Source organism: Stappia sp. (assembly GCF_048261845.1).
Lineage (GTDB): Bacteria > Pseudomonadota > Alphaproteobacteria > Rhizobiales > Stappiaceae > Stappia.
The window spans coordinates 1-21,129 of sequence record NZ_JBLXFR010000017.1 but is presented as its reverse complement, the minus strand read 5'-3'; the positions used below and the strand labels follow the sequence as shown (position 1 = coordinate 21,129).

Sequence of the window (21,129 nt, the reverse complement as noted above, 5' to 3'; positions counted from 1 at the left end):
CGCCGTTGCGTGCGGGCAAAGCCCTCAGGCCGCGGCGGCGGTGATCTTGCTGTGACAGAAGTTGGTCAAGGCATTGAGCGTCTTGTAGTTTTGCGAGGTGATCTCGTCCTCGTCGATGACGATGCCGAATTCCTTCTCGACATATTCGGTGATCTCGGCGATGCCGAGTGAATCGAGAATGCCGCTGTCGAGCAGGTTTTCCTCCGGATCGATGCTCCCGGAAATGGTCACGCCGGAGTTCTCCAGCAGGTAGTCCAGCAGGGTCTTGTTGACATCGTCGAGCTTGGTTGCCTGTGCGGTCATCGCCATTTCCTCCTCGGTTTTCCGGTCGCCTGGCATCGCCTCGCGGGCGATCCCTCCGGATCTCGCAGCATCGGCTGGTCTTTCGACAGTTGCGGCCGATGCGATCAGCGCCTCATTCGAAGCCCGAATTTCTTTTCAATGTTCTTGATATTTTTAGATCGAAATTCGGTTCATCGCGCTTGTGAAAGAATATTTGCAAATTATCTTCAGTCAATATCGTGTGTATGTGTAAATAAGTATCGAGAAATATATTGGGATTTGAGATGTATACGTAATTTATACAGGTGCGTGACGGGCTTTGCGGGCCCGTCACGCAATCACACCGGTCTGGCGGTGTCGGTGCTGAAGTGTCTGTCTCCCGAACAGCCTCGTTCCGGGACGCCGAAACTGCGGAGCGCTACAGACCCAGGGCCCGGGCCGCGATGGTGCGCTGGATGTCGGACGTGCCGGAATAAAGCAGGCTGCCGACCGCATCGCGGAAATCCCGCTCGACCTCGTAGTCCTGCATGTAGCCGTAGCCGCCATGGATGACGACGGAGTTCTGGCACGACGCCACCCAGGCCTCGCTGAGATAGAGCTTGGCGAGTGCCGCCTCCATCGCGCAGCTTCCCTTGGTCTTTTTCAGCCATGCGACCTTGTAGAGAAGCAGGCGCGACGTCTCGTGCCGCAGCTTCATGTCGACGATGCGGTTGGAGACGGACTGGAACTTGCCGATCGGCTTGCGGAACTGGGTGCGCTTGTTGGCGTGCTGGACGCACTGCTCCACCTGGTGCTCCATGGCGCCGACAAGATTGGCCAGGATGGAACTGCGTTCCCACTCCATCGAGTTGTTGAAGATGCGTCCGCCCTGGCCCTCCTTGCCGATTCTGGCGCTGACCGGAACGCGGCAGTCCTTGAGCGTCAGCCAGGCCATGGGCGAGGTGCGCAGGCCCATCTTCTGACGATTCGGGCTGATCTCCAGGCCCGGCGTGTCGCGGTCGACAATGAAACCGGTGAGGCCAAGCGAGCCGGCGCTCTTGTCGACGGTCCCGAAGATGACGAAGACATCGGCGACGGGGCCGTTGGTGCAGAAGACCTTTGCGCCGTTGAGAACGTAGTGGTCGCCGTCGCGGGTTGCGGTGGTGCCCAGGCTCATCACGTCCGAGCCGGCCTCCGCCTCGGTGATCCCGTGGGCACCGATCAACTCGCCGGAAATCAGGCCCTTCAGGTATTTTTCCTTCTGCTCGGGCGATCCGAACTGGGCGATGGGCATCTGAACGGTCCACATCTGGCCGTTCATGCTGAACAGCAGGCCGTTGTCGCGGCAGCCGTAGCCGAGCGCCTCCATCGCCAGCACCGTGGTGATGATGTCCTGCTCGCTGCCCCCATAGGCTTTCTCGAAGGGCAGGCCGAGAATGCCGAAGGAGGCGATCTTCTTCCACAGGTCACGCGACAGGACGCAATCCCGGTCGCGCTGGGTGAGGTCGCCTTCGTTGAGTTCGTCGCGGGCGAAACGGACCACCTTTTCCTTGAAGGCTTCCTGTTCCGGGGTGAAGCTGAAATCCATGTCTGCTCCTCTTGCCTGCCCCGCCCGGCGGGGATCCTCGGCGTGTGCGCCAACCCTCGCCGTATGCCGACCGCCCGTACGGGAGGGGCCCGTTATCGGGCGCTGCAATGCGACTTCAGGTTGCGTTTTCTTACGAAGGGAAAGCTCTGATCGTTTCTTTCCTTCCTCCCGTCATTTTGTTTTCGTTTCTTTCGCCAAAGGCGATTCATCGTATATTTTATTACATGCGCATTCGATATTCTTAAATGTTTATGAAATATGCATATATAGACCAAGAAAGACGAAATACGTATGATGTAGCCTTCCTGACCCCCGCCTTGAGCGTGACAAAATCCTATTCTCAGTATTATAGGCACGCCTAGTACGAGAAACTAATTTTAATTACAACCAAGATACAACTTTCCGTGCGTGTCGAGAAATATATATTTTTGCCATATAAAGGTTTGGGAGTGAATTTTTACGGCGGCGTTCAAGTACCAATTCCGAGGGAGAAGAAGGCAAGCAATGAATCTCAGGAGGTTGAAGTTCTTCGTAACGGTTGCAGAGGAGTTGCATTTCGGCCGGGCCGCCGAGCGGCTCTGCATGACGCAACCGCCGCTCAGCCAGGCGATCCTTGCGCTCGAGGAGGAGTTGTCCGTCACGCTTTTCAAGCGGACGAAGCGCAATGTCGCCCTGACACCGGTTGGCGAGCACCTGCTCTCCCATGTCAGCAAGCTGCTGGAGGAGGTCGAGGCTTTGCCCGCGCTGGCGCGTCAGCTCGCGCGGGGAGAGATCGGCTCCCTCAAGCTCGGTTTTGTCACCACGGCGGATTACAATCTGCTGCCGGAACTGATCAGCCACTACGGGGCCACCTATCCGGAGGTGAAGGTGTCGCTGAAGGAAATGACCAGCGACCTGCAGATCGATGCCCTGATGCAGGGCGACATCAATGCCGGCCTGATCATTCCGTTGCATCAGACCCTGCATTCCTCGCTCGACTACCTGCCGCTGCTGCACGAGCCGCTGATGGCGGCCGTGCCCGAGGACTGGGTCCGCTCGGGCCGTGTCGACGTGTCCGAAGGGCGGCTGCGAATCCAGGATGTCGCGGACGAGCCCCTGGTGCTCTTCCCGCGGCGCTCCGCCCCCGCCTTCCACGACGTCATCACGACCTATTTCGTCGCCAACGGCCTTCAGCCGACGATCGGGCAGGAGGCGATCCAGATGCAGACCATCATCAGTCTCGTCTCGGCGGGGATGGGAATCGCGCTGGTGCCCGGCTCCCTGCGCCGGCTCGGCCGTGTCGGGGTCCGCTATGTCGGGCTGGAGGGCAAGCCGCCGGTGATCGAGACCGGCCTTGTCTGGCGCCGCGACGATCCCTCGCCAACCGTGTTGCGGCTGGTCGAGATCGCCAGGAACGCGAGCGACCAGGGGCGTGACGCGGGCGATGGCGGACCGGACCTTGCCGGGGTGCTTCCCGGACTGGGCGGCGTCTCCGCGCCGGCCGCCGTTGCCATCAATCAGGCGACGTCCGGCTTCAACGGCCAGGGGCTTCCCGGGGGCGGCTGAGGCGCGCCGAAACGCGTTGAGGGCGCCGGACCGGCATTTGGCCGGCCCGGCACCCGGCTTTCCGGAATGGCGATTGATATGTAAAATCACTCAAAAGAATATGACAAATATATTTCTGAAATGAATAGCGAGGCGCTAACTTCGCCGAAAATGCCGTCTGCATAAGCCTTTACAGCAACGAGCACGTTCCGTTTGAACGACCCGGCAGGGACCGGTTCGAGGAGCTCTTCGCCAACGCTGCCGGGCCGGGACGCAGGACGGATCGGGAAAACGGGCGGCCCGGCGCCATGCATTGCCTGAGGGAGGATTGCGGGTGGCATACAACGAGCGTTCGAAGACGATATCACAAGGGATCGAGCGTTCGCCGAACAGGGCCATGTTCTATGGTCTCGGCTATACCAAGGAAGATTTCGACAACCCGATGATCGGCGTTGCCAACGGGCACTCGACCATCACGCCCTGCAATGCCGGCCTTCAGCCGTTGGCCGATATTGCCGTCAAGGCGATCAAGGAGGCGGGCGCCAATCCGCAGCTGTTCGGCGTGCCGACGATTTCCGACGGCATGGCGATGGGCACGGAAGGCATGAAATACTCGCTGATCTCGCGCGAGGTCATTGCCGACTGCGTCGAGATGACGGTCCAGGGCCAGTGGATGGACGGGGTCCTGGTGCTCGGCGGCTGCGACAAGAACAAGCCCGGCGGCATGATCGGCATCGTGCGGGCCAACGTGCCTGCCATCTATGTCTATGGCGGCACGATCAAGCCCGGCAAATGGAAGGGGCAGGACCTTTCCGTCATCTCCGCCTTCGAGGCCGTCGGTGCGATCAAGGCCGGCCGGATGAGCGAGGAGGATTTCGAGGGCATCGAGCGCAACGCCTGTCCGACGACCGGCGCTTGCGGGGGCATGTACACCGCCAACACGATGAGCTCGTCCTTCGAGGCGCTCGGCATGGCGCTGCTCTACTCCTCGACCATGGCCAATATCGACCAGGAGAAGTTCGATTCCACGGCAGAGTCCGCCCGCGTCCTCGTCGAGGCCGTGAAGAAGGGCATCAAGCCGCGCGACATCGTCACCCGCAAGAGCGTCGAGAACGCCATCGCGCTGGTGATGGCGACGGGCGGGTCGACCAACGCGGTGCTGCATTACCTGGCGATCTGTCACGCGGCCGGCGTCGAATGGACGCTGGACGATTTCGAGCGGATCCGTCTCAAGATTCCCGTGATCTGCGATCTCAAGCCGTCCGGCAAGTACATGGCGGTCGACCTGCACAAGGCGGGGGGCATCCCGCAGGTGCTGAAGATCCTGCTCAACGCGGGGCTGCTGCATGGCGATTGCATCACCATCACGGGGCGCACCCTGGCGGAGGAGCTGGAGCATGTGCCGGACGCGCCGCCGGCCGATCAGGACGTCATTCGCCCGATCGACGAGGCACTCTACAAGCAGGGCCATCTGGCCATCCTGCGCGGCAACCTTGCCGAGGAGGGGGCCGTTGCCAAGATCACCGGCCTGAAGGCGACCTCGATCACCGGACCGGCACGCGTTTTCGACGACGAGCAGAGCGCCATGGATGCGATCCTGTCGGACGGCATCCGCAAGGGCGACGTGCTGGTGCTTCGCTATCTCGGCCCCAAGGGCGGACCGGGCATGCCGGAGATGCTGGCGCCGACATCGGCCATCATCGGCCGGGGGCTGGGCGCCGACGTCGGGCTGATCACCGATGGCCGCTTCTCGGGCGGTTCCTGGGGGATGCTTGTCGGCCACGTCACGCCGGAAGCCTATGAAGGCGGAACGATCGCGCTGGTGGAGGAGGGAGACACGATCACCATCGATGCCTCCCGCCAACTGCTGCAGCTCGAGGTCGACGATGCCGAACTGGAGCGGCGGCGGAAGAACTGGCGGCAGCCGGAGCCCCGCTACCGGACCGGGGTGCTCGGGAAGTTCGCGCAGCTCGCCACGCCGGCGAGCAAGGGGGCCGTCACCGGCTGAGCCGGGCGCTCCCGCGGGTTCGCATTGCAAGAGGTGCCGGGTCTGTGATCCGGTCGACCGGGGCCTTCGCGGGCCCCGGTCGAACGTGCTTGTGCCTCCAGCATTCAAGTTGATCTGGTCATAGTCAGAAATAGAAAAATAGAATTAGACCGTCATTTCGTTGCTCAATATCCTCCTCGCCATAATCAAGATAAATAAAGTCCGTGCGAGGAGGGGATTATGTCTGCTGGAGAGTGTTCTTGTTGTTGTCTTTTCAAAAGTAACGGGCGCCGGCCGGAGCTTGCGACCCGGCGGAGCCGCTCGGGCGGCGCGGTACGCCTGAGGGGCGTCGGCTCGATGATCGCGGGAGCGCTGTTCGCGGGGCTTGCCCTGGCTGCAGCGCCGCAGGCCATGGCGGCCAGCTACACGATGACGATCGCGCATCTCTATCCCGACGATCTCACCAACAACGAGACCGCGCCGGCCCTGAAACATTTCGAGCAGCTGGTGGAAAGCGCCACCAACGGCGACATCGACGTCCAGGTCTTCGGCAACGGCGCGCTCGGCGGCGAAGTCGAGGCTGCGCAGCAGACACGCGCCGGCAAGACCATCCAGTCGGTGATGCTCGGTTCCGGCACCCAGGCGTCGTTCTATCGCAACTACGAGATGATCACGTCTCCCTTCCTGTTTCCCGACTACCGCACGGCCTGGGCCTTCTTCGACAGCCCCTGGTTCGCGAAGTTCATGAAGCCGATGGTCGAGGAGAGCGGCCTGCGCTATCTCGGCACGCTCGACGATGGCGGCGGCTTTGTCGCCTTCGCCAACAACAAGCGCCTGATCCGCACCGTCGAGGACCTCAAGGGCCTGCGAATCCGGGTCGAGGAGAACCAGGCGCACATGACGATCATGAAGGCGCTCGGCGCCTCGCCCACGCCCCTGCCATGGGGCGAGTTGCAGACCGGCCTGGCGACAGGGCTCGTCGACGGGCATTTCCATGCCCCGGGCGTCAACGACATCTTCAAGCTCTACGACGTGACCAATTTCACGACCTGGAGCGGCCATGTCTACAACACCATCACCTGGAGCGTCAGCGAGGCGTGGTTCTCGGAACTGCCCGAGGACTACCAGAGGATCATCATGACCTCGGCCCGCGAGGCCGTCGCCATGGCGCATGGCATTGCCGCGCAGATCACGGTCATCGGCTGGGTGAACTCCTGCAAGAAGTTCGAGGAATGCCACATCCTGTCGGATGACGAGAAGGCGCGGATGCGGGAGATCGCGCAACCGGTCTATCGCGAATGGCTGGTCGAGGAGTTCGGCGAGAAGGCGGTGCTCTATGACGAGTTGCGCGCCGAAGTGACGCGGATCAGCGACGAACTGAACCGGTCGGTCGTCGAGAACTATCTCGACTGAACGGCCAGGCATGTCGGACGGGCGGCGGCGCCAGATCCGCCGGTCCCGTCCGTCCAGGGCCCGCGGCAACGCGTGGTCTCGGCGCGGGCGGGATCGTCCCGCCCCGGCAATCGATGGACCCAACCCGGGAGCAGGGCATGAGCGTGTCTTCCACGAACGGATCCGTGCGCCTGCTGTTCGGCTTGCGCCGGATAAGCGACGGGGTCAACCAGGCGACCATTGCGGTCTGCGCCGTGATCCTTGCCCTGATGCTGGCCATCTCGGCTGCCGGCATCGTGCTGGAATTGCTGCTCGCGCTGCTTTCCCGCATCGGCCAGGCCTCGCTCTTCGACAGCGGTCCGCTGGCCTTTGCCTATGCCAACACCCGGCCGTCCCTGTTTCGCCTGTTCCTGCCCTGGCTCGGAATGCTGAGCATCACCGTCGCCTTCAAGTATGGCGAGCACATCGCGATCGGCGCCGTCGCCCGGTTGCTGCCGCGATGGGCCGCACGGCTGGCGCAAGGCATCAACCTGGCGGCCATCGCGATCTTCGGGCTTGCGCTGGTCTGGTACGGCATCACGTTTTTCCGGGACGCGACCAATCTCTACATCATTTCCAGCAGCTTGCAGGTCTCGCACCACTGGACGGCGGCGGCCGTGCCTGTCGCGGGCCTCATCCTCTGCCTTCATCTGGTCGACGGGATGGCCCTGCTGGAGGAGCGCGGCGTGCTGAGCGCCGACATGTTGCCGGACGGGGAGACATCCGATGTGGCCGGCGAAACCGCGGACGGGCGTGAGCCGGCAGTTGCCGGTGTCATGCAGGAGTTCGGCGACGGACCGGCCGGCAATCTCCATGCCGTCAATGACGGCGGAGGCGGGCCGACGCATGTGCCGGGGCGCGCGCCGCGCAAGATGCTCGAGTTGGTGAAATGAGCGCCTCCATTGCATTCGTCGTGCTGATGTTCATCGGCCTGCCGCTCGGCTTGGTGCTGACGGCGGCCGGAATGGTCGGCGCGTTCTCCATCGGCGGTGTCGACTTCCTGGGTATTCTGGCGGACCGGTTCTATGCCGGCGTCTCGGGCTATGTGCTGATTGCGGTGCCGTATTTCATCATCACCGCCGAGATCATGAACCGCGCCGGCCTGACCGAACGGCTGATCGCCTTTGCCACCTCGCTCTTTGGCCGCGTGCCGGGAGCGCTGTCGCATGTCAACGTGACGACCTGCCTGCTGTTCGCCGGCCTGACCGGCGCGGCGGTGACGGAGACGGCAGCAATCGGCAAGACGCTGATCCCCTCCATGCGCCGCGAGGGCTACAGCGCCTCCTATTGCGCGGCGGTGACCGCGTGCTCGGCCATTGTCGGGCCGATCATCCCGCCGAGCATCATCATGATCGCCTATGCCGCGACCCTGCGCGACATCTCGATACTCGGCCTCTTCGCCGCCGGCATCGTGCCGGGCCTGATGATGGGCCTCGCCATGCTGATCGTCAGCGGCATCATTTCCTGGCGGCGCGGATATGCCAGCCACCAGCGGGTGATGCTGTCTGTGGTGATCTCGACCGGGATCAGCGCGCTGGCCGCGATGGGCATTCCGCTGGTCATTCTCGGCGGCGTGCTGAGCGGGCTGACAACCGTGACGGAGGCCTCGGTCATCGCCTGCATCTACGCGCTGGCCCTTGGCGGGTTCGCCTACAAGCGGCTGAGCCGGAACGACATGTGGGAATCGCTCGTCTCCACCGTCAGCTTCAGCGGCGTCGTGTTCCTGTTGCTCGGCGCCTCGAATGTGCTCGGCTGGTTCGTCACCCGCTCCGGCATCGCGCGCCACGCGGCCGAGACGATCGCCACGATGAGCGACAACCCGATCGCGCAGATCCTGGCAGTGGCGGCCCTGCTCGTCGTGATCGGCATGTTCATCGACGTTCTGCCGGCGATCATCATCGCCGTTCCGGTGCTGGCGCCGGCGCTGGTCGAACTCGGCTTCGACCCCTTGCATGCCGGCATGGTGATGCTGCTGGCGCTCAATCTTGGAAACATCACGCCGCCGGTCGGCCTGACCTTGATGACCGCCGCGCGAATAGCAAACGCCCCTTACGAAAGCGCGGTCAGGGAGGCGATGCCCTTCGCCTTCGCCCATGTGGTGATCGTCGTGCTCTGCGCGATCTTCCCGACGATCACGCTTCTGGTTCCGCGCTTCTTCGGGGTCGGTGTTTGAAACTTCCATGCCGTGCCCGGCTCCGGGCCCGGCTCCTGCAACCATGTGTGAGCGAGTAGGGATGATGACCAGCGATGAATCGGTAGGCCGGCTGACGGCAGTTCTGGGAAAGATCGCGGCGGCCGAGGAAGTGCGCGAGGCGGATGTCGGTCCGGTGACACTCGTCGCCGTCAGCAAGACGTTCGACGCGGATGCGATACGTCCGGTGATCGCCGCCGGATGCCGTGTCTTCGGCGAGAACAAGGTCCAGGAAGCGCAGGAGAAATGGCCGGCGCTGAAGGCCGAGTATCCGGATGTGGAGCTGCGCCTGCTTGGCCCGCTGCAATCCAACAAGGCGCGCGACGCGGTGGCGTTGTTCGACGTCATCGAGAGCGTCGACCGCGAGAAGATCGCAAGCGAGATCGCCAAGGAAATCGCCCGCCAGGGACGCGCACCGCGCCTTTACGTACAGGTCAACACCGGCCGTGAGCCGCAAAAGGCGGGCATCGATCCGGACGAGGCGATTGCCTTTGTCGAACACTGCCGCAAGGACCTCGGCCTCGCCATCGAGGGGCTGATGTGCATCCCCCCGGCGGGTGAGGACCCTGCACCGCATTTCGAGCTTTTGACCGCGCTTGCCGACGATGCCGGTCTCGATCGCCGCTCGATGGGCATGTCCGGCGACTACGAGAAGGCGGTGATCCATGGCGCCACGAGCGTGCGCGTCGGTTCGGCGATCTTCGGCAGCCGGACCTATGCCTGACCGCAGTTTCAAACCGTTTCGGGATGACTTTCGATGAACATCAACACGCACCAGAAGCTTGACTACACCATCACCCACCAGTTCGACGGGCTGACGATCTCCGAGGCGGAGTTCAAGCGCCTGCTCGACATTGCCAGCTGGAACGGTCATGTGCCCACCTTCACGCGGCGTGGCCGGGGATCGTGGGAGGCGCTGAACGAGCCCATCGCGCTGAAGGACAATCCGTCCGTTACCTTCCATGCGGCGAAGCTCAAGGGCGTCGGGCTGTGGAATCCGATCCTTCCGGGCGACGCGGAATATTCCAACAAGCTGCATGACGATGCGGGCAACGATCCGGTTCCCCCGCTCACCGACCTGCTCGAATATCTCGTGACCTATCCGCATTTCGGCATCTCGAACGAATGCGAGTACAAATACGCCTACAGCTCGCCGAGCCCGATCGGCGGCATCGTTCACGAGCGCGCGCATCGCGAATACTGGTCGTCCGAACGGCTGGTGAAACACGGCATCCCGACCATCGCGCCGCTGGCCGTGATCGAGTATGGCGGCAACCTGAACTTCCAGGGACAGCCGATGGGCGCCGTGCTGACCCTGTCGCCGGGTGCCGCGTCCTACCGGATCTCGGAGATCCTGTTCGGCGCCGGACTTGCCCGCGGCACGGATCCGGACTTCGATGCGCATTACGACGCCATCCGGGAAGCGCTCGGCATCGAGGGCGATCCCGATGACGAGCGTGTTCGTCTGGCGGTGATCTGTGCCCTCGCGCGTGAGGCCGGCAAGCTGCTGCACGATTTCTCGCTTGCCGAGATGTATCGCTATTCCGGCGACTGGGGCAATTTCGTCTACTCCGTCGAAAACCGGCAACTGTTCCTGATCGATCTCGATTCCGTTCAGGACATCAACCACCTGCCGGGACCGGCAAAGGCCATGCAGGCATGGCGGGATCTCGCCAGCGCGATCTACCGCATGGTCGGCAAGCTCGGCTATCCGACCGCCCTCGACAAGTACACGATCGAGAACCTGCTCGAGTTCGATCCGATCGCGGCGAAGATCTCCGGCTATTTCCCGCAGGTTCCCGACGACGAGATCCGCAAGATCTCGCGCCGCATGTGGGGCTATTTCATCCCTCACATGCAGCTTCTCAAGAAGCACCGCGAGGCGATCCGCAACGAGTGGGACGGTGATCGTCGCAAGAGCTACAAGATGGATCACGACCTCTTCTACATCCTGGCGCTGACGCTGTTGCGCCCGCTGTTCGCGCATTCCGAGGTTGGCCGGAAGTATCCCAGCGACATCACCGACGACGAGATGTGGGGCAAGGCGGAACGGTTCCTCGGCGAACGGTTCCAGCTGTTTGCCTGGCTGATGGGACGCTACGACCTGTAGCCGCACGGCAGGGCCGGCCCCTGTTGGCCGGCCGGCCCGGAAAACGGCGGAGAGGCAAGGAGGCTGAAATGACACGCACGATGCCGCGATTGCTCGAGGAGATGGCTAGCTTCGACCCGGACGCGCCTGCCGTCGTGATGGGAGAAACGCGCTGGACGCGGGCCGAGCTCGACCGCCGCTCCAATGACCTCGCCAGCCGCCTTGCCGGGCAGGGCGTCCGGCGGGGCGACCGCGTCGGAATCTATCTGGACAAGTCGCCGGAGGCTGTCGCCGCATTGCTGGCTGTCCTGAAGGCCGATGCGATCTGCGTTCCTCTCGACCCGACGGGGCCGGTCCCGCGACTTGCTCATATCCTGGGCGACTGCGAGCCGAAGGCGCTGGTGTCGTCGGCCAACAAGGTGGCGAGGCTGACGGCGCTGCTGGAGGAAGGTGTCAGCGTGCCGCCGGTGCTGCTGGTTGGCGAGGGGACGGGCGAGGGGAGCGATCCGCGCCTGTGTCTTGTTGCCGCCGGTTCGCCGGAGGACACGGAGCCGGCTCCGCTGCCGCAACGGGCGCTCGACCGCGACCTGGCCTATATCCTCTACACGTCCGGCTCCACCGGCCGCCCCAAGGGCGTGATGATCAGCCACGGCAACATCACGGCCTTTTCGGACTGGGCCGGGTGGAAATTCGGGCTGACGGCGCAGGATCGCGTTTCCGCGCATGCGCCGCTGCATTTCGACCTTTCGCTCTTCGACGTGTGGACGGTGCTGGCTCACGGCGCCGCGGTGCATCTGGTGCCGCAGGGCATCGCCTTCATGGCGGTCGACCTGGTGGAGTTCATCGCCGACAACCGCATCACCGTCTGGCAGTCGGTGCCCTCGGTGCTGCGGCTGATTGCAAGACAGTTGCCGGAGGACGGCACGCGCCATGACGCGTTGCGCCTGATCTTCTTTGCCGGGGAGCCCTATCCGCCGGCGGACCTGCGTGATCTCATGTCGAAGCTTCCGCAGGCGCTCTATTTCAACGTTTACGGCGCGACGGAGTTCAACGACGTCACCTGTCACCCCGTCACCGCGCTTCCCGGCGACGGCCCGCTGCCCATCGGTGCGCCGTGCGAGCACATGGAGGCGCTGGTACTCGGCGAGGACGGCGCCTTGCTGGAGGATGCCGGATCGGTCGGCGAACTCTGCGCCAGGGGCCCTACCGTCTCGAAAGGATACTGGCGTGACCCGCAGATGACGGCGGCGCGCTTCATCCAGGACCCCCGGCACGATCTTTACCCGGATCCCGTCTACCGGACCGGCGACCTGGTGCGCATCGGCGAGGACGGGACCTTCCACTATGTCGGCCGCCGCGACACCCAGGTGAAGATCCGGGGGTTCCGGGTGAACATCGGCGAGGTGGAAACCGCGCTGTTGCGGCACGAGGCAATTGGCGAGGCGGCGGTTGTCGACGAGATGGACGGCGAGGGGACGCGCTATCTGGCAGCCTTCCTCGTCGCGCGGGGCAGCGATCTCGATACGCGCAAGCTCAAGCGTCACTGCCTCGGCTTCGTCCCGAACTACATGGTCCCCGAACGCTTCGAGCTGCTTGAGGCCCTGCCCAAGACCTCGACCGGGAAGATCGACCGGCAGGCCCTGCGGGCACGCCTTGACGCGCCGGCACAAGCGGAGCGGGCGACGGCCTGAGAGAAGATCCGGAGCCGGGACGAAAGGTGCTGTTTGCCTTGTCGGGGAGGCCCCCGGCAAGGTGCGCGCGGGGCTGTTGACCACAGCGCCCCTTGAAACACGTCACTCCGTTTGCCGCAGCGACGCCCGGAACGGTCCTCAAGACAAGGTACGGAAAGGGGGAGAGTTGGAGGCCTCGCCTGGATTCGAACCAGGATTTAGGGAGTTGCAATCCCTTGCGTCGCCATTCCGCCACGAGGCCTCTGGCCTGCCGGGTTCAGGACGTGAGCAACTCCCCGGCAGGACAATTTCAGGCTAGTGAGTAAAGTTTTGCCTTTCAATTATTATAATAAGATATGTTGATACCTAATCGCCTCAAAAAAGTTGTTTTATAGTTTTGAATATATAATTCATATTAGTTGATATGCGGCCGGATGTATAGCGCTGTATTGTAGGTATGGTGGTCTAGATCGGAAGATGTGTTGTGTATTTTGTTTCTTCCAGGATGACGGTGCTTTGAATCTCGTGCACACCGGGAAGCATGACGAGCTTCTCGCGCAGAAGCGCCTGGAAATGATCCATGTCGCGCACGACCACCCGCAGATTGAAGTCGAATTCGCCCAGCATCAGCTGCACGACCTGGATCTCGGGAATGCGCAACGCGGCTTCCTGGAACACGGAGATCGACTGGCGTCCGTGACCGGAGAGTTTGATGCGCACGAGGATCGTCGCATCGAAGCCGAGCTTGCGCCGGTCGAGGATGATCGAACGCCCGAGAATGATCCTGTCCTCGATCATCCGGTTGATGCGGCGCGAGCACGGCGATTGCGAAAGTCCGACGCGCTCGGCGACTTCCGAAACGGTCAGCGATCCGTCCTGCTGGAGCACCCGGAGAATCTTCAGGTCCGTATCGTCAAGCGGCTGCATGGAAAAACCCTTCTCTGGACGAAATGCACGAAATTCATGCAGAGGATACTCGATTTCAGACGGAAAAAGGCAAGTTTAGCTGAAATTCCGGGTCTATATTCACACTGATGAGTGGGGATGTCGCAACGGGAGGTTCGCGATGGGTGCCTGTATTGTCGGCTGGGCGCATTCGAAGTTCGGAAAGTCCGAGCAACCCGGTGCGGAGGAGTTGGTCGCCGAAGTCGTTTCGGACTGTCTGCGGCATGCCGGCGTCGGCGCCGAGGAGATCGATGCGGTCTTCCTGGGGGCGTTCAACAACGGCTTCTCCAAACAGGATTTCCAGGCCTCCCTCGTCGCGCTGGCCGTTCCGGAGCTGCGCTTCACGCCGGCAACCCGCATCGAGAATGCCTGCGCGACAGGCTCCGCCGCCATCCATGCCGGCATCCGCCAGATCGAGAGCGGTCGTGCCCGCCGGGTGCTGGTCGTCGGCGTCGAAAAGATGACCGCAACGCCGACGCCGGTTGTCGGCGACATCCTGCTCGGCGCCTCCTACCGCCGCGAGGAAGCGGAGGTCGACGGCGGGTTCGCCGGGGTCTTCGCCAATATCGCCCAGGCCTATTTCCAGGCTCATGGCGACCGCCGCGAGAGCCTTGCGCGGATCGCCGCAAAGAACCATGCCAACGGCGTCAGCAATCCTTATGCGCATATGCGCAAGGCCTTCGACTTCGCCTTCTGCAACGAGGTGTCCGAGAAGAACCCGATCGTTGCCGGCCCGCTGCGCCGCACCGATTGTTCGCTGATCTCCGACGGCGCGGCCGCGATGGTTCTCTCCGATGTCGACACCGCACTGGCCAGCGCTCCGCGCGCGGTCTATTTCCGCGCCGCCGAGCATGTGAACGACTTCCTGCCGCTCAGCCGGCGCTCGAAGACGTCCTTCGAAGGCGCCGCGCGGGCCTGGAATGCCGCCTATGAACGGGCGCAGGTCGGGGTTTCCGATCTTTCCTTCGTCGAGACGCATGACTGTTTCACCATCGCCGAGATGCTGGAATACGAAGCGATGGGGCTCGCCCGGACGGGCGAGGGACACAGGGTCATCGACGAGGGCGTTTCCGCCATCGACGGCAGGCTGCCGGTCAACCCTTCCGGTGGTCTCAAGTCCAAGGGTCATCCGATCGGCGCCACGGGCGTGTCGCAGCATGTGATGGCGGCGATGCAGCTTTGCGGCGACGCGGGAGAGATGCAGCTGCCGAAGGCCGAGCTTGCCGGCGTCTTCAACATGGGCGGCGCGGCGGTCGCCAATTACGTCTCCATCCTGGAGCGGCTGAAATGAGGGTCGAGGGCGCGCAGCGCATGTCGAACCGCGTGATGAACCTGGGCGACCTTCTCACCCAGGCCGCAACCCGCCATCCGGAGCGCGATGCCGTCATCCACGGCGCACGGAGCTGGAGCTGGGCGGACGTGAACGCGCGCGTTGACGGACTGGCGACCTCGCTTGCCCGTCTCGGCATCGGCCCCGGCGACAAGGTGATCATTCACGCGCGCAACTCGCTCGAGATGTTCGAGACGATGTTCGCGGTCTTCAAGCTCGGCGCGGTCTGGGTGCCGACCAACTTCCGCATCCTGCCTTCGGATGTCTCGCATATCGCGACCTCCTCGGGCGCCCGCGCCATCATCTATGACGCGGAGTTTTCCGCGCATGCCGATGCCGCGGTGGCCGCCGGTGTGGAACTGGTCGTGTGTTTCGACGATCCGCGTGGCGGCGAGCACGCCTATGGGGATCTTGTGCGCGCCGGCCAGGGCGCGCCGTTCGCGGCCGCGCCCGTCGAGCGCGACGATCCCTGCTGGTTCTTCTTCACCTCCGGCAGCACCGGAAAGCCGAAGGCGGCGGTGCTCAGCCACGGCCAGATGGCCTTCGTCATCAACAATCACCTGGCCGACCTGATGCCGGGCATGAGCGAAGACGATGTCTCGCTCGTCGTCGCGCCGCTGTCGCACGGCGCCGGCATCCACCAGCTCATCCAGGTGGCCCGCTGCGTGCCGAGCGTCCTGACGACGTCGCGCAGCCTGGATGCGGACGAGGTGTTCAGGCTGATCGAGACGCGCCGGGTGACCAACATGTTCACGGTGCCGAGCATCGTCAGCGCGCTGGTCGCCGATCCGGCCGTTGACCGCCACGACCATTCCTCGCTGCGCTACGTGATCTATGCCGGCGCGCCGATGCTGCGCGAGCACCAGAAGCTCGCCCTGAAGAAACTCGGGCCGTGCCTGGTGCAATATTTCGGCCTTGGCGAGGTTACCGGCAACATCACCGTGCTGCCGCCGCACTGCCATGCGGCCGAGGACGGGCCGGGCGTGCGCATCGGCACCTGCGGTTATGCACGCACCGGAATGCAGATCGAGATCCAGGACGATGCGGGCAAGCCGCTGCCGCCGTTCGAAAACGGCGAGATCTGCGTTTGCGGCCCGGCCGTCTTCAACGGCTACTATCGCAACGAGGCCGCCAATGCCGAGGCGTTTCGCGACGGCTGGTTCCGCACCGGCGACATCGGCCATTTTGATGAGCGGGGCTTCCTGTTCATCACCGGCCGCGCCTCGGACATGTTCATTTCCGGCGGATCCAACATCTACCCGCTCGAGATCGAGGAGAAGATCGTTGCGCATCCGGCCGTCGCCGAGGCCTGCGTGGTCGGCATCCCCGACGAGAAATGGGGCGAGATCGGCGTCGCCGCGATCGTGCTGGCGCCAGGGGCCGGCGTGACGGAAGAGGAACTGCGCGCCGATCTTGCCGGGCGCATCGCCGGCTACAAGATCCCGAAACGCTTCGAGATCGTCGAGGCGCTGCCGCGCTCCGGCTACGGCAAGGTGACCAAGAAGCTCGTCCGCGAGATGATCGAGGAGCGCATGGCGCTGCCGCGCATGTCGGGGGCGGCGACATGATCGCGCCTGCCATTCCCCCCGTGGTCCGGCCGGCGCCGGCGCGGTTGTTGCGCCACCCCGGACCGGTCGCCCGCGAACGGTTCACGGTGCTCTCCGACGAGACTGCACGCAGTTTTCGCATCTGCCTGCCGGAGGGGGCCAGTCTGGCCGATGCACTGGTGGAGGCCGAAAAGGCAGGGGCGGGGAAAAGCCGACGCGGTTCCGCCGCCTTCGCGATCCTGCACGGATCGCTGGCCCCTTGCGTCTACTGCCTGGCGGTTCGCGATCCCAGCGGGGCGCGGCTCGTCACCTATTCCCCGATGCGCGATGCCGGCACCGTGTCGGTGCAGGGCGGTGCCGCCACGCTGGGCACGGGTCTCGACGGCAAGCCGCTCGTCCATTGCCACGCATGGTTCGTCGATCCGCATGACGGGCAGGTTGCCGGCGGTCATTTCGACACCACGGCGACGCGCATCGGTCCGGGCGGCCTCGTCGCGCGCATGACGCTGCTGGGTGATCTCGACATCCGGCAGGTGCCGGACGCGGAAACCAATCATGCGATCTTTTCGCCAGTCGGCCATCTGGGAGGGGTGCAATGAGCGAAAACGTGGAAATCGAACGCGGCCGCACGGGGCGCATCTTCTATGCCCGTGTTCACCCGAACGAGGACCTCGTCCAGGGGGTGGAGAAGATCTGCCTGCGCGAGGGTGTCGAGCGCTGTTTCCTGCGCGGCAGCCTTGGCAGCCTGACCGATGCCTGCGTCAGCCTTTCGAACGGCAACATCCGGGTCCTGCGCGGCCCTGCGGTCGAGGTGGTGGGCCTTGCGGGCGAGGTCCTGCCGGATGAGGACGGCAATCCGGTTGCGACGCTTGTCGGCCTTCTGGCCGCCCCCAACGGGACGGTCGCCGGGGGGCGTTTCGTCGCCGGCCAGAACCCGGTCTGCGTGACCTTCGAGATCGTGCTGGAAGAATGGCTGGCGGAACCCGCCGACGCGCGGCTTGCCCCGCGCGACGGGGTGATCGCCGCGCATCTCGAGGGCGACAGCGACAGGCTGCGGGCCTGATGGACGCCGCCGCCGGTTGCCTTGACGGCCGTTGTTTCGTGGTCACGGGCGGTGCCTCGGGCATCGGTCTCGCGACGACGCGCTGGTTCCTGGCGCGCGGTGCGCGGGTCGCCATGCTCGATGTGTCGGAAGGGGCCCTGGCCGCCGCCCGCGACGAGGTCTGCGACAGCGCGGAAGTGGCCTCCGGGCGCCTGCTGGAGATCGCAACCGACATTCGCGACGAGGTTCGTCTTGCCCGCGCCTTCGAGCAGGTCTGCAGCCGTTTCGACGCGCCGCTGGCCGGACTGGTCAACTCGGCAGGGATTGCCCGAAACGTCCCGTTCATGGAGACGAGCGCGGCGATGATGCGCGAGGTGTTCGACGTCAATGTCGTCGGTACGTTCCTCTGTTCCCGGATGTTCGCCGGGGCGGACCGTCATCCGGACGCGGCGATTGTCAATGTGGCCTCCGTTTCCGCCCTGATCGGCAATGCCGGTCGCACGGCCTACGGCGCCTCCAAGGGGGCGGTCATTACCCTGACGCAGGTGATGGCCGTCGAGCTTGCGGCCCTCGGCATCCGCGTGAACGCGGTGGCCCCGGGCCCGGTGGCAACGCCGATGGTGTCCGGCCTCCACTCGGCGGGCAACCAGGCGGAGTGGACGGCGCGCATGCCGCTCGGCCGCTACGGCGAGCCGCGGGAACTGGCCGAGGCCATCGGATTTCTGGCGTCGCCGGCAGCCGGCTTCATCACCGGCCAGGTGCTCGTCGCTGATGGCGGTTACCTGGCGACCGGGATCGGCGTCGGTGAGAGGGCCACGCAGGCCTGATCCGGCGCGTCACGTGCTTGTCCGGTCGCAAGGCCGGGCCAATCTGCTCCCACCACCGGAACCGTTTCTGACGGATCCGGTGGGTGGCGGCGGCAAGGCAATACCATACCGGGAACACGCCGCGTTCCCGGCTCAAGGGTTGCCTTGCCGCCGTCGCTATCCGCCGCGTGGCCACGCGGGCCGCTTCCGCAACATGACTGCAATCGCATGTGAAAAACCCGGGACCGCAAGGCGATCCCGGGTGTTGTCGTTCTCTGTCCGGCAAACGGGAAAAGAGGAGGCGGGCTCAGATGTGCAGCGCGTGTCCCAGGGCGGCCAGGCAGGCTTCCTGCAGGCCTTCGCTCTGTGTCGGGTGGGCATGGATGACCGCCCCGATATCGTCGGCGCGCGCACCCATCTCGATGGCGATGGCGAAGGCGGCGGAGAGCTCCGACACACCGTGTCCGACCGCCTGAAGACCGAGAATGAGCCCGTCTTCCTTGCGCGCCACGACGCGCACGAAACCGTCCTCGGCCTCCATCGTCATCGCCCGGCCGTTGGCGGAGAAGGGGAACTGCCCGGTGGTCACCGGCGCGCCCTGTGCCTTGGCCTCCTCCGGCGACAGGCCGCAGGTGACGATTTCCGGATCGGTGAAGCAGACGGCGGGAATGCAGCGCTTGTCCCAGCTGCGGGGATGTCCCGCGACGATCTCCGCCACCATCTCGCCCTGTGCCATCGCCCGGTGGGCCAGCATCGGCTCGCCGGTCACGTCGCCGATGGCGTAGACACCCTGCATCGACGTCCGGCAGCGGTCGTCGACGCGCAGGAACGGTCCGTTTGTCGCAAGGCCCAGGCTGGTGATGTTGGCGCTGTCGGATCGCGGCCGGCGGCCGACGGTGACGAGCACCTTGTCGGCGGCGATCTCCCGCTCAGCGCCGTCCGGCGCTTCGACCACGAGGCCCTTGTCGCCAAGGCCCTTGGCTTTCGTCGCCAGGTGCACCTCGATGCCGAGCCCCTGCAGCGACTTCAGGACGGGGCGCGTCAGGGCGCTGTCATATTGCGGCAGGATGCGTTCGGCCGCCTCGACCACGGTGACCTTCGAACCGAGCTTGGCGTAGGCTGTGCCGATCTCGAGACCGATATAGCCGCCGCCCACCACCACGAGCTTTTCCGGCACGGAGCGCAGCGCCAGCGCCTCGCTGGAGCCGATCACCTTGCCGCCGAAGGGAAGGAACGGCAATTCGACAGGCGCGGATCCGGTGGCGATCACCACCTGCTCGGCACGGATGGTGATGGACGTGTCGCCGGTCGTGACCTTGACCGTCTTGCCGTCCTGGAAGGTCGCCCTGCCGGAGATCAGACGCGTGCCCGACTTTTTCAGCAGACCCGCGACGCCGGCATTCAGGCGGGAGACGATGCCGTCCTTCCAGTCGATCGTCGCCGACAGGTCGATGGCCGGAGAGGCCGCCGTGATGCCGAGCGGCGAGGCGCCGTTGTAGTGGGCGAGCTTGTGGAACTCCTCGGCGGCGTGAATCAGCGCCTTGGACGGGATGCAGCCGACGTTCAGGCAGGTGCCTCCCGGCTTCTGCTCGTCGACGACGATGGCATCGATGCCGAGCTGGCCGGCGCGGATGCCGCAGATATAGCCGCCGGGTCCCGCCCCGACGATCAGCAGCTTGCAGGTCATGTCGCTCATGGCTTCAGTCCTCGACGAACATCAGGGCAGGGGTTTCCAGCAGGCTCTTCAGCTTCTGCACGAAGACGGCGGCATCCCAGCCGTCGATCACCCGGTGATCGAAGGAGCAGGAGATGTTCATCATCTTGCGCGGCTGAAAAGCCTGGCCGTCCCACATGGGGCGCACCGCCATCTTGTTGATGCCGACGATCGCCACCTCCGGGTGGTTGATGATCGGCGTCGTCGCGATGGCGCCAAGCGGCCCGAGGGACGTGATGGTGATGGTGGAGCCGGACAGTTCCTCGCGGCTCGCCTTGCCCTCGCGCGCGGCCTCGGCCAGGCGCCCGACTTCGGACGCCGATTCCCAGAGGGAGCGGGCTTCCACATGGCGGGCGACGGGGACGGTCAGTCCGGCCGGCGTCTGCGCGGCGATGCCGATATGGACCGCGTCATGCTGGTGAATGACGCCGCCCTCGTCGTCGTAATGGGCATTCATTTCCGGCTGGGCCTGAACGCCGAGCACGATGGCCCGCATGATGAACGGCAGCACGGTGAGCTTGCCGCGACTTTTGCCGTGAAGGGCGTTCAGCTGGGCGCGCAGGTCCTCCAGCGCACTCATGTCGATTTCCTCGACAATGGTGATGTGGGGAATGCGGGACTTGGCGAGCGCCATCTTCTCGGCAATGCGCCGCCGCATTCCGACGACCTTGACGTCGCGCGTGCCGGTTGCCGGCACGCGGCCGCTCTGGCGCGCCGTCAAAGGTCCGTGCTCGACATAGGCGTCGAGATCCTCGTGCAGGATGCGTCCCGCCGGGCCGGATCCTCCGACCAGGCGCAGGTCGATGCCGGCATCCTGGGCACGGCGGCGAACGGCAGGGGAGGCGAGTGGCTTCTCGCCGCTGGCGAGCGGGGGATGCGGCACGGGCTGTTGCGGGGGAGCGCCCTTTGCCGTCGGTTTCGTCGCCGTCGCGGCTGCCGCTGCGGGTTTGCTTACAACGGCGGTCCCGGCGGGCGCCTTGTCGCTGCCAGCATCTTCGGACGGC

The 21,129-nt window shown here is 64.6% G+C and carries 18 protein-coding genes and 1 tRNA gene; 13 read left to right on the top strand and 6 right to left on the bottom strand.

What is annotated here, in order from left to right:
- Positions 1 to 24: 24 nt before the first annotated feature.
- Both ACN0T5_RS09320 and ACN0T5_RS09315 read right to left on the bottom strand, forming a co-directional pair.
- Positions 25 to 303, bottom strand: a complete 279-nt coding sequence (locus tag ACN0T5_RS09320; protein WP_417768353.1) for an acyl carrier protein — start codon at positions 301 to 303, stop codon at positions 25 to 27.
- Positions 304 to 700: 397 nt separating this feature from the next.
- The gene (locus tag ACN0T5_RS09315) at positions 701 to 1,849 is read right to left on the bottom strand and encodes an acyl-CoA dehydrogenase family protein (protein ID WP_417768352.1); all 1,149 of its coding nucleotides are present in this window, start codon (positions 1,847 to 1,849) and stop codon (positions 701 to 703) included.
- Positions 1,850 to 2,353: 504 nt separating this feature from the next.
- Here ACN0T5_RS09315 and ACN0T5_RS09310 point away from each other — a divergent pair.
- From ACN0T5_RS09310 to ACN0T5_RS09275, 8 genes are all read left to right on the top strand, one after another.
- Complete coding sequence (locus tag ACN0T5_RS09310; RefSeq protein WP_417768351.1) at positions 2,354 to 3,394, top strand: LysR family transcriptional regulator; 1,041 nt, start codon at positions 2,354 to 2,356, stop codon at positions 3,392 to 3,394.
- A 313-nt stretch (positions 3,395 to 3,707) separates the two neighbouring features.
- Positions 3,708 to 5,381 carry a dihydroxy-acid dehydratase gene (ilvD, locus tag ACN0T5_RS09305; RefSeq protein WP_417768350.1) on the top strand — a complete coding sequence of 558 codons (1,674 nt, stop codon included), beginning with the start codon at positions 3,708 to 3,710 and terminating at the stop codon, positions 5,379 to 5,381.
- Between the two features lie 336 nt (positions 5,382 to 5,717).
- A complete protein-coding gene (gene dctP, locus ACN0T5_RS09300) occupies positions 5,718 to 6,773 on the top strand; it encodes a TRAP transporter substrate-binding protein DctP (RefSeq protein ID WP_417768349.1) in 1,056 nt (351 codons plus the stop codon).
- A 137-nt stretch (positions 6,774 to 6,910) separates the two neighbouring features.
- Positions 6,911 to 7,684 (top strand): TRAP transporter small permease, encoded by a 774-nt coding sequence (locus ACN0T5_RS09295; RefSeq protein ID WP_417768348.1) that lies wholly within the window; start codon positions 6,911 to 6,913, stop codon positions 7,682 to 7,684.
- Positions 7,681 to 8,964, top strand: coding sequence for a TRAP transporter large permease (locus tag ACN0T5_RS09290; RefSeq protein WP_417768347.1), 1,284 nt, complete (start codon positions 7,681 to 7,683; stop codon positions 8,962 to 8,964). The genes ACN0T5_RS09295 and ACN0T5_RS09290 overlap by 4 nt, the downstream gene beginning before the upstream one ends.
- A gap of 61 nt (positions 8,965 to 9,025) precedes the next feature.
- Entirely contained in the window at positions 9,026 to 9,706 is a 681-nt protein-coding gene (locus ACN0T5_RS09285) for a YggS family pyridoxal phosphate-dependent enzyme (RefSeq protein ID WP_417768346.1), read from the top strand.
- A gap of 33 nt (positions 9,707 to 9,739) precedes the next feature.
- Positions 9,740 to 11,092, top strand: coding sequence for a hypothetical protein (locus tag ACN0T5_RS09280; RefSeq protein ID WP_417768345.1), 1,353 nt, complete (start codon positions 9,740 to 9,742; stop codon positions 11,090 to 11,092).
- Between the two features lie 68 nt (positions 11,093 to 11,160).
- On the top strand, positions 11,161 to 12,762 hold the full coding sequence (locus tag ACN0T5_RS09275) for an amino acid adenylation domain-containing protein (RefSeq protein ID WP_417768344.1): 1,602 nt from the start codon (positions 11,161 to 11,163) through the stop codon (positions 12,760 to 12,762).
- 167 nt (positions 12,763 to 12,929) lie between these two features.
- Here ACN0T5_RS09275 and ACN0T5_RS09270 read toward each other — a convergent pair.
- Both ACN0T5_RS09270 and ACN0T5_RS09265 read right to left on the bottom strand, forming a co-directional pair.
- Positions 12,930 to 13,003: transfer RNA gene (locus ACN0T5_RS09270), tRNA-Cys, on the bottom strand.
- A 203-nt stretch (positions 13,004 to 13,206) separates the two neighbouring features.
- Positions 13,207 to 13,668, bottom strand: a complete 462-nt coding sequence (locus ACN0T5_RS09265) for an Lrp/AsnC family transcriptional regulator (RefSeq protein WP_417768343.1) — start codon at positions 13,666 to 13,668, stop codon at positions 13,207 to 13,209.
- 139 nt (positions 13,669 to 13,807) lie between these two features.
- Here ACN0T5_RS09265 and ACN0T5_RS09260 point away from each other — a divergent pair, with 139 nt between their 5' ends.
- From ACN0T5_RS09260 to ACN0T5_RS09240, 5 genes are read left to right on the top strand one after another with little or no spacing between them, the layout of a single operon-like run.
- Positions 13,808 to 14,977: an acetyl-CoA acetyltransferase gene (locus ACN0T5_RS09260; RefSeq protein ID WP_417768342.1), complete on the top strand. Its 1,170-nt coding sequence runs from the start codon at positions 13,808 to 13,810 to the stop codon at positions 14,975 to 14,977.
- Positions 14,974 to 16,584 carry an acyl-CoA synthetase gene (locus tag ACN0T5_RS09255; RefSeq protein WP_417768341.1) on the top strand — a complete coding sequence of 537 codons (1,611 nt, stop codon included), beginning with the start codon at positions 14,974 to 14,976 and terminating at the stop codon, positions 16,582 to 16,584. The genes ACN0T5_RS09260 and ACN0T5_RS09255 overlap by 4 nt, the downstream gene beginning before the upstream one ends.
- Positions 16,581 to 17,162: a hypothetical protein gene (locus tag ACN0T5_RS09250; protein ID WP_417768340.1), complete on the top strand. Its 582-nt coding sequence runs from the start codon at positions 16,581 to 16,583 to the stop codon at positions 17,160 to 17,162. Before ACN0T5_RS09255 ends, ACN0T5_RS09250 begins: the two co-directional genes overlap by 4 nt.
- A complete protein-coding gene (locus tag ACN0T5_RS09245; protein ID WP_417768339.1) occupies positions 17,159 to 17,626 on the top strand; it encodes a PPC domain-containing DNA-binding protein in 468 nt (155 codons plus the stop codon). The genes ACN0T5_RS09250 and ACN0T5_RS09245 overlap by 4 nt, the downstream gene beginning before the upstream one ends.
- Positions 17,626 to 18,432, top strand: coding sequence for an SDR family NAD(P)-dependent oxidoreductase (locus ACN0T5_RS09240; protein ID WP_417768338.1), 807 nt, complete (start codon positions 17,626 to 17,628; stop codon positions 18,430 to 18,432). Before ACN0T5_RS09245 ends, ACN0T5_RS09240 begins: the two co-directional genes overlap by 1 nt.
- Positions 18,433 to 18,718: 286 nt before the next feature.
- Here ACN0T5_RS09240 and lpdA read toward each other — a convergent pair whose 3' ends face one another.
- Together lpdA and ACN0T5_RS09230 are read right to left on the bottom strand one after the other, a co-directional pair.
- Positions 18,719 to 20,107, bottom strand: coding sequence for a dihydrolipoyl dehydrogenase (lpdA, locus tag ACN0T5_RS09235; protein ID WP_417768337.1), 1,389 nt, complete (start codon positions 20,105 to 20,107; stop codon positions 18,719 to 18,721).
- A gap of 4 nt (positions 20,108 to 20,111) precedes the next feature.
- The coding region (locus ACN0T5_RS09230) for a dihydrolipoamide acetyltransferase family protein (RefSeq protein WP_417768336.1) at positions 20,112 to 21,129 on the bottom strand (1,018 nt) is incomplete at its 5' end.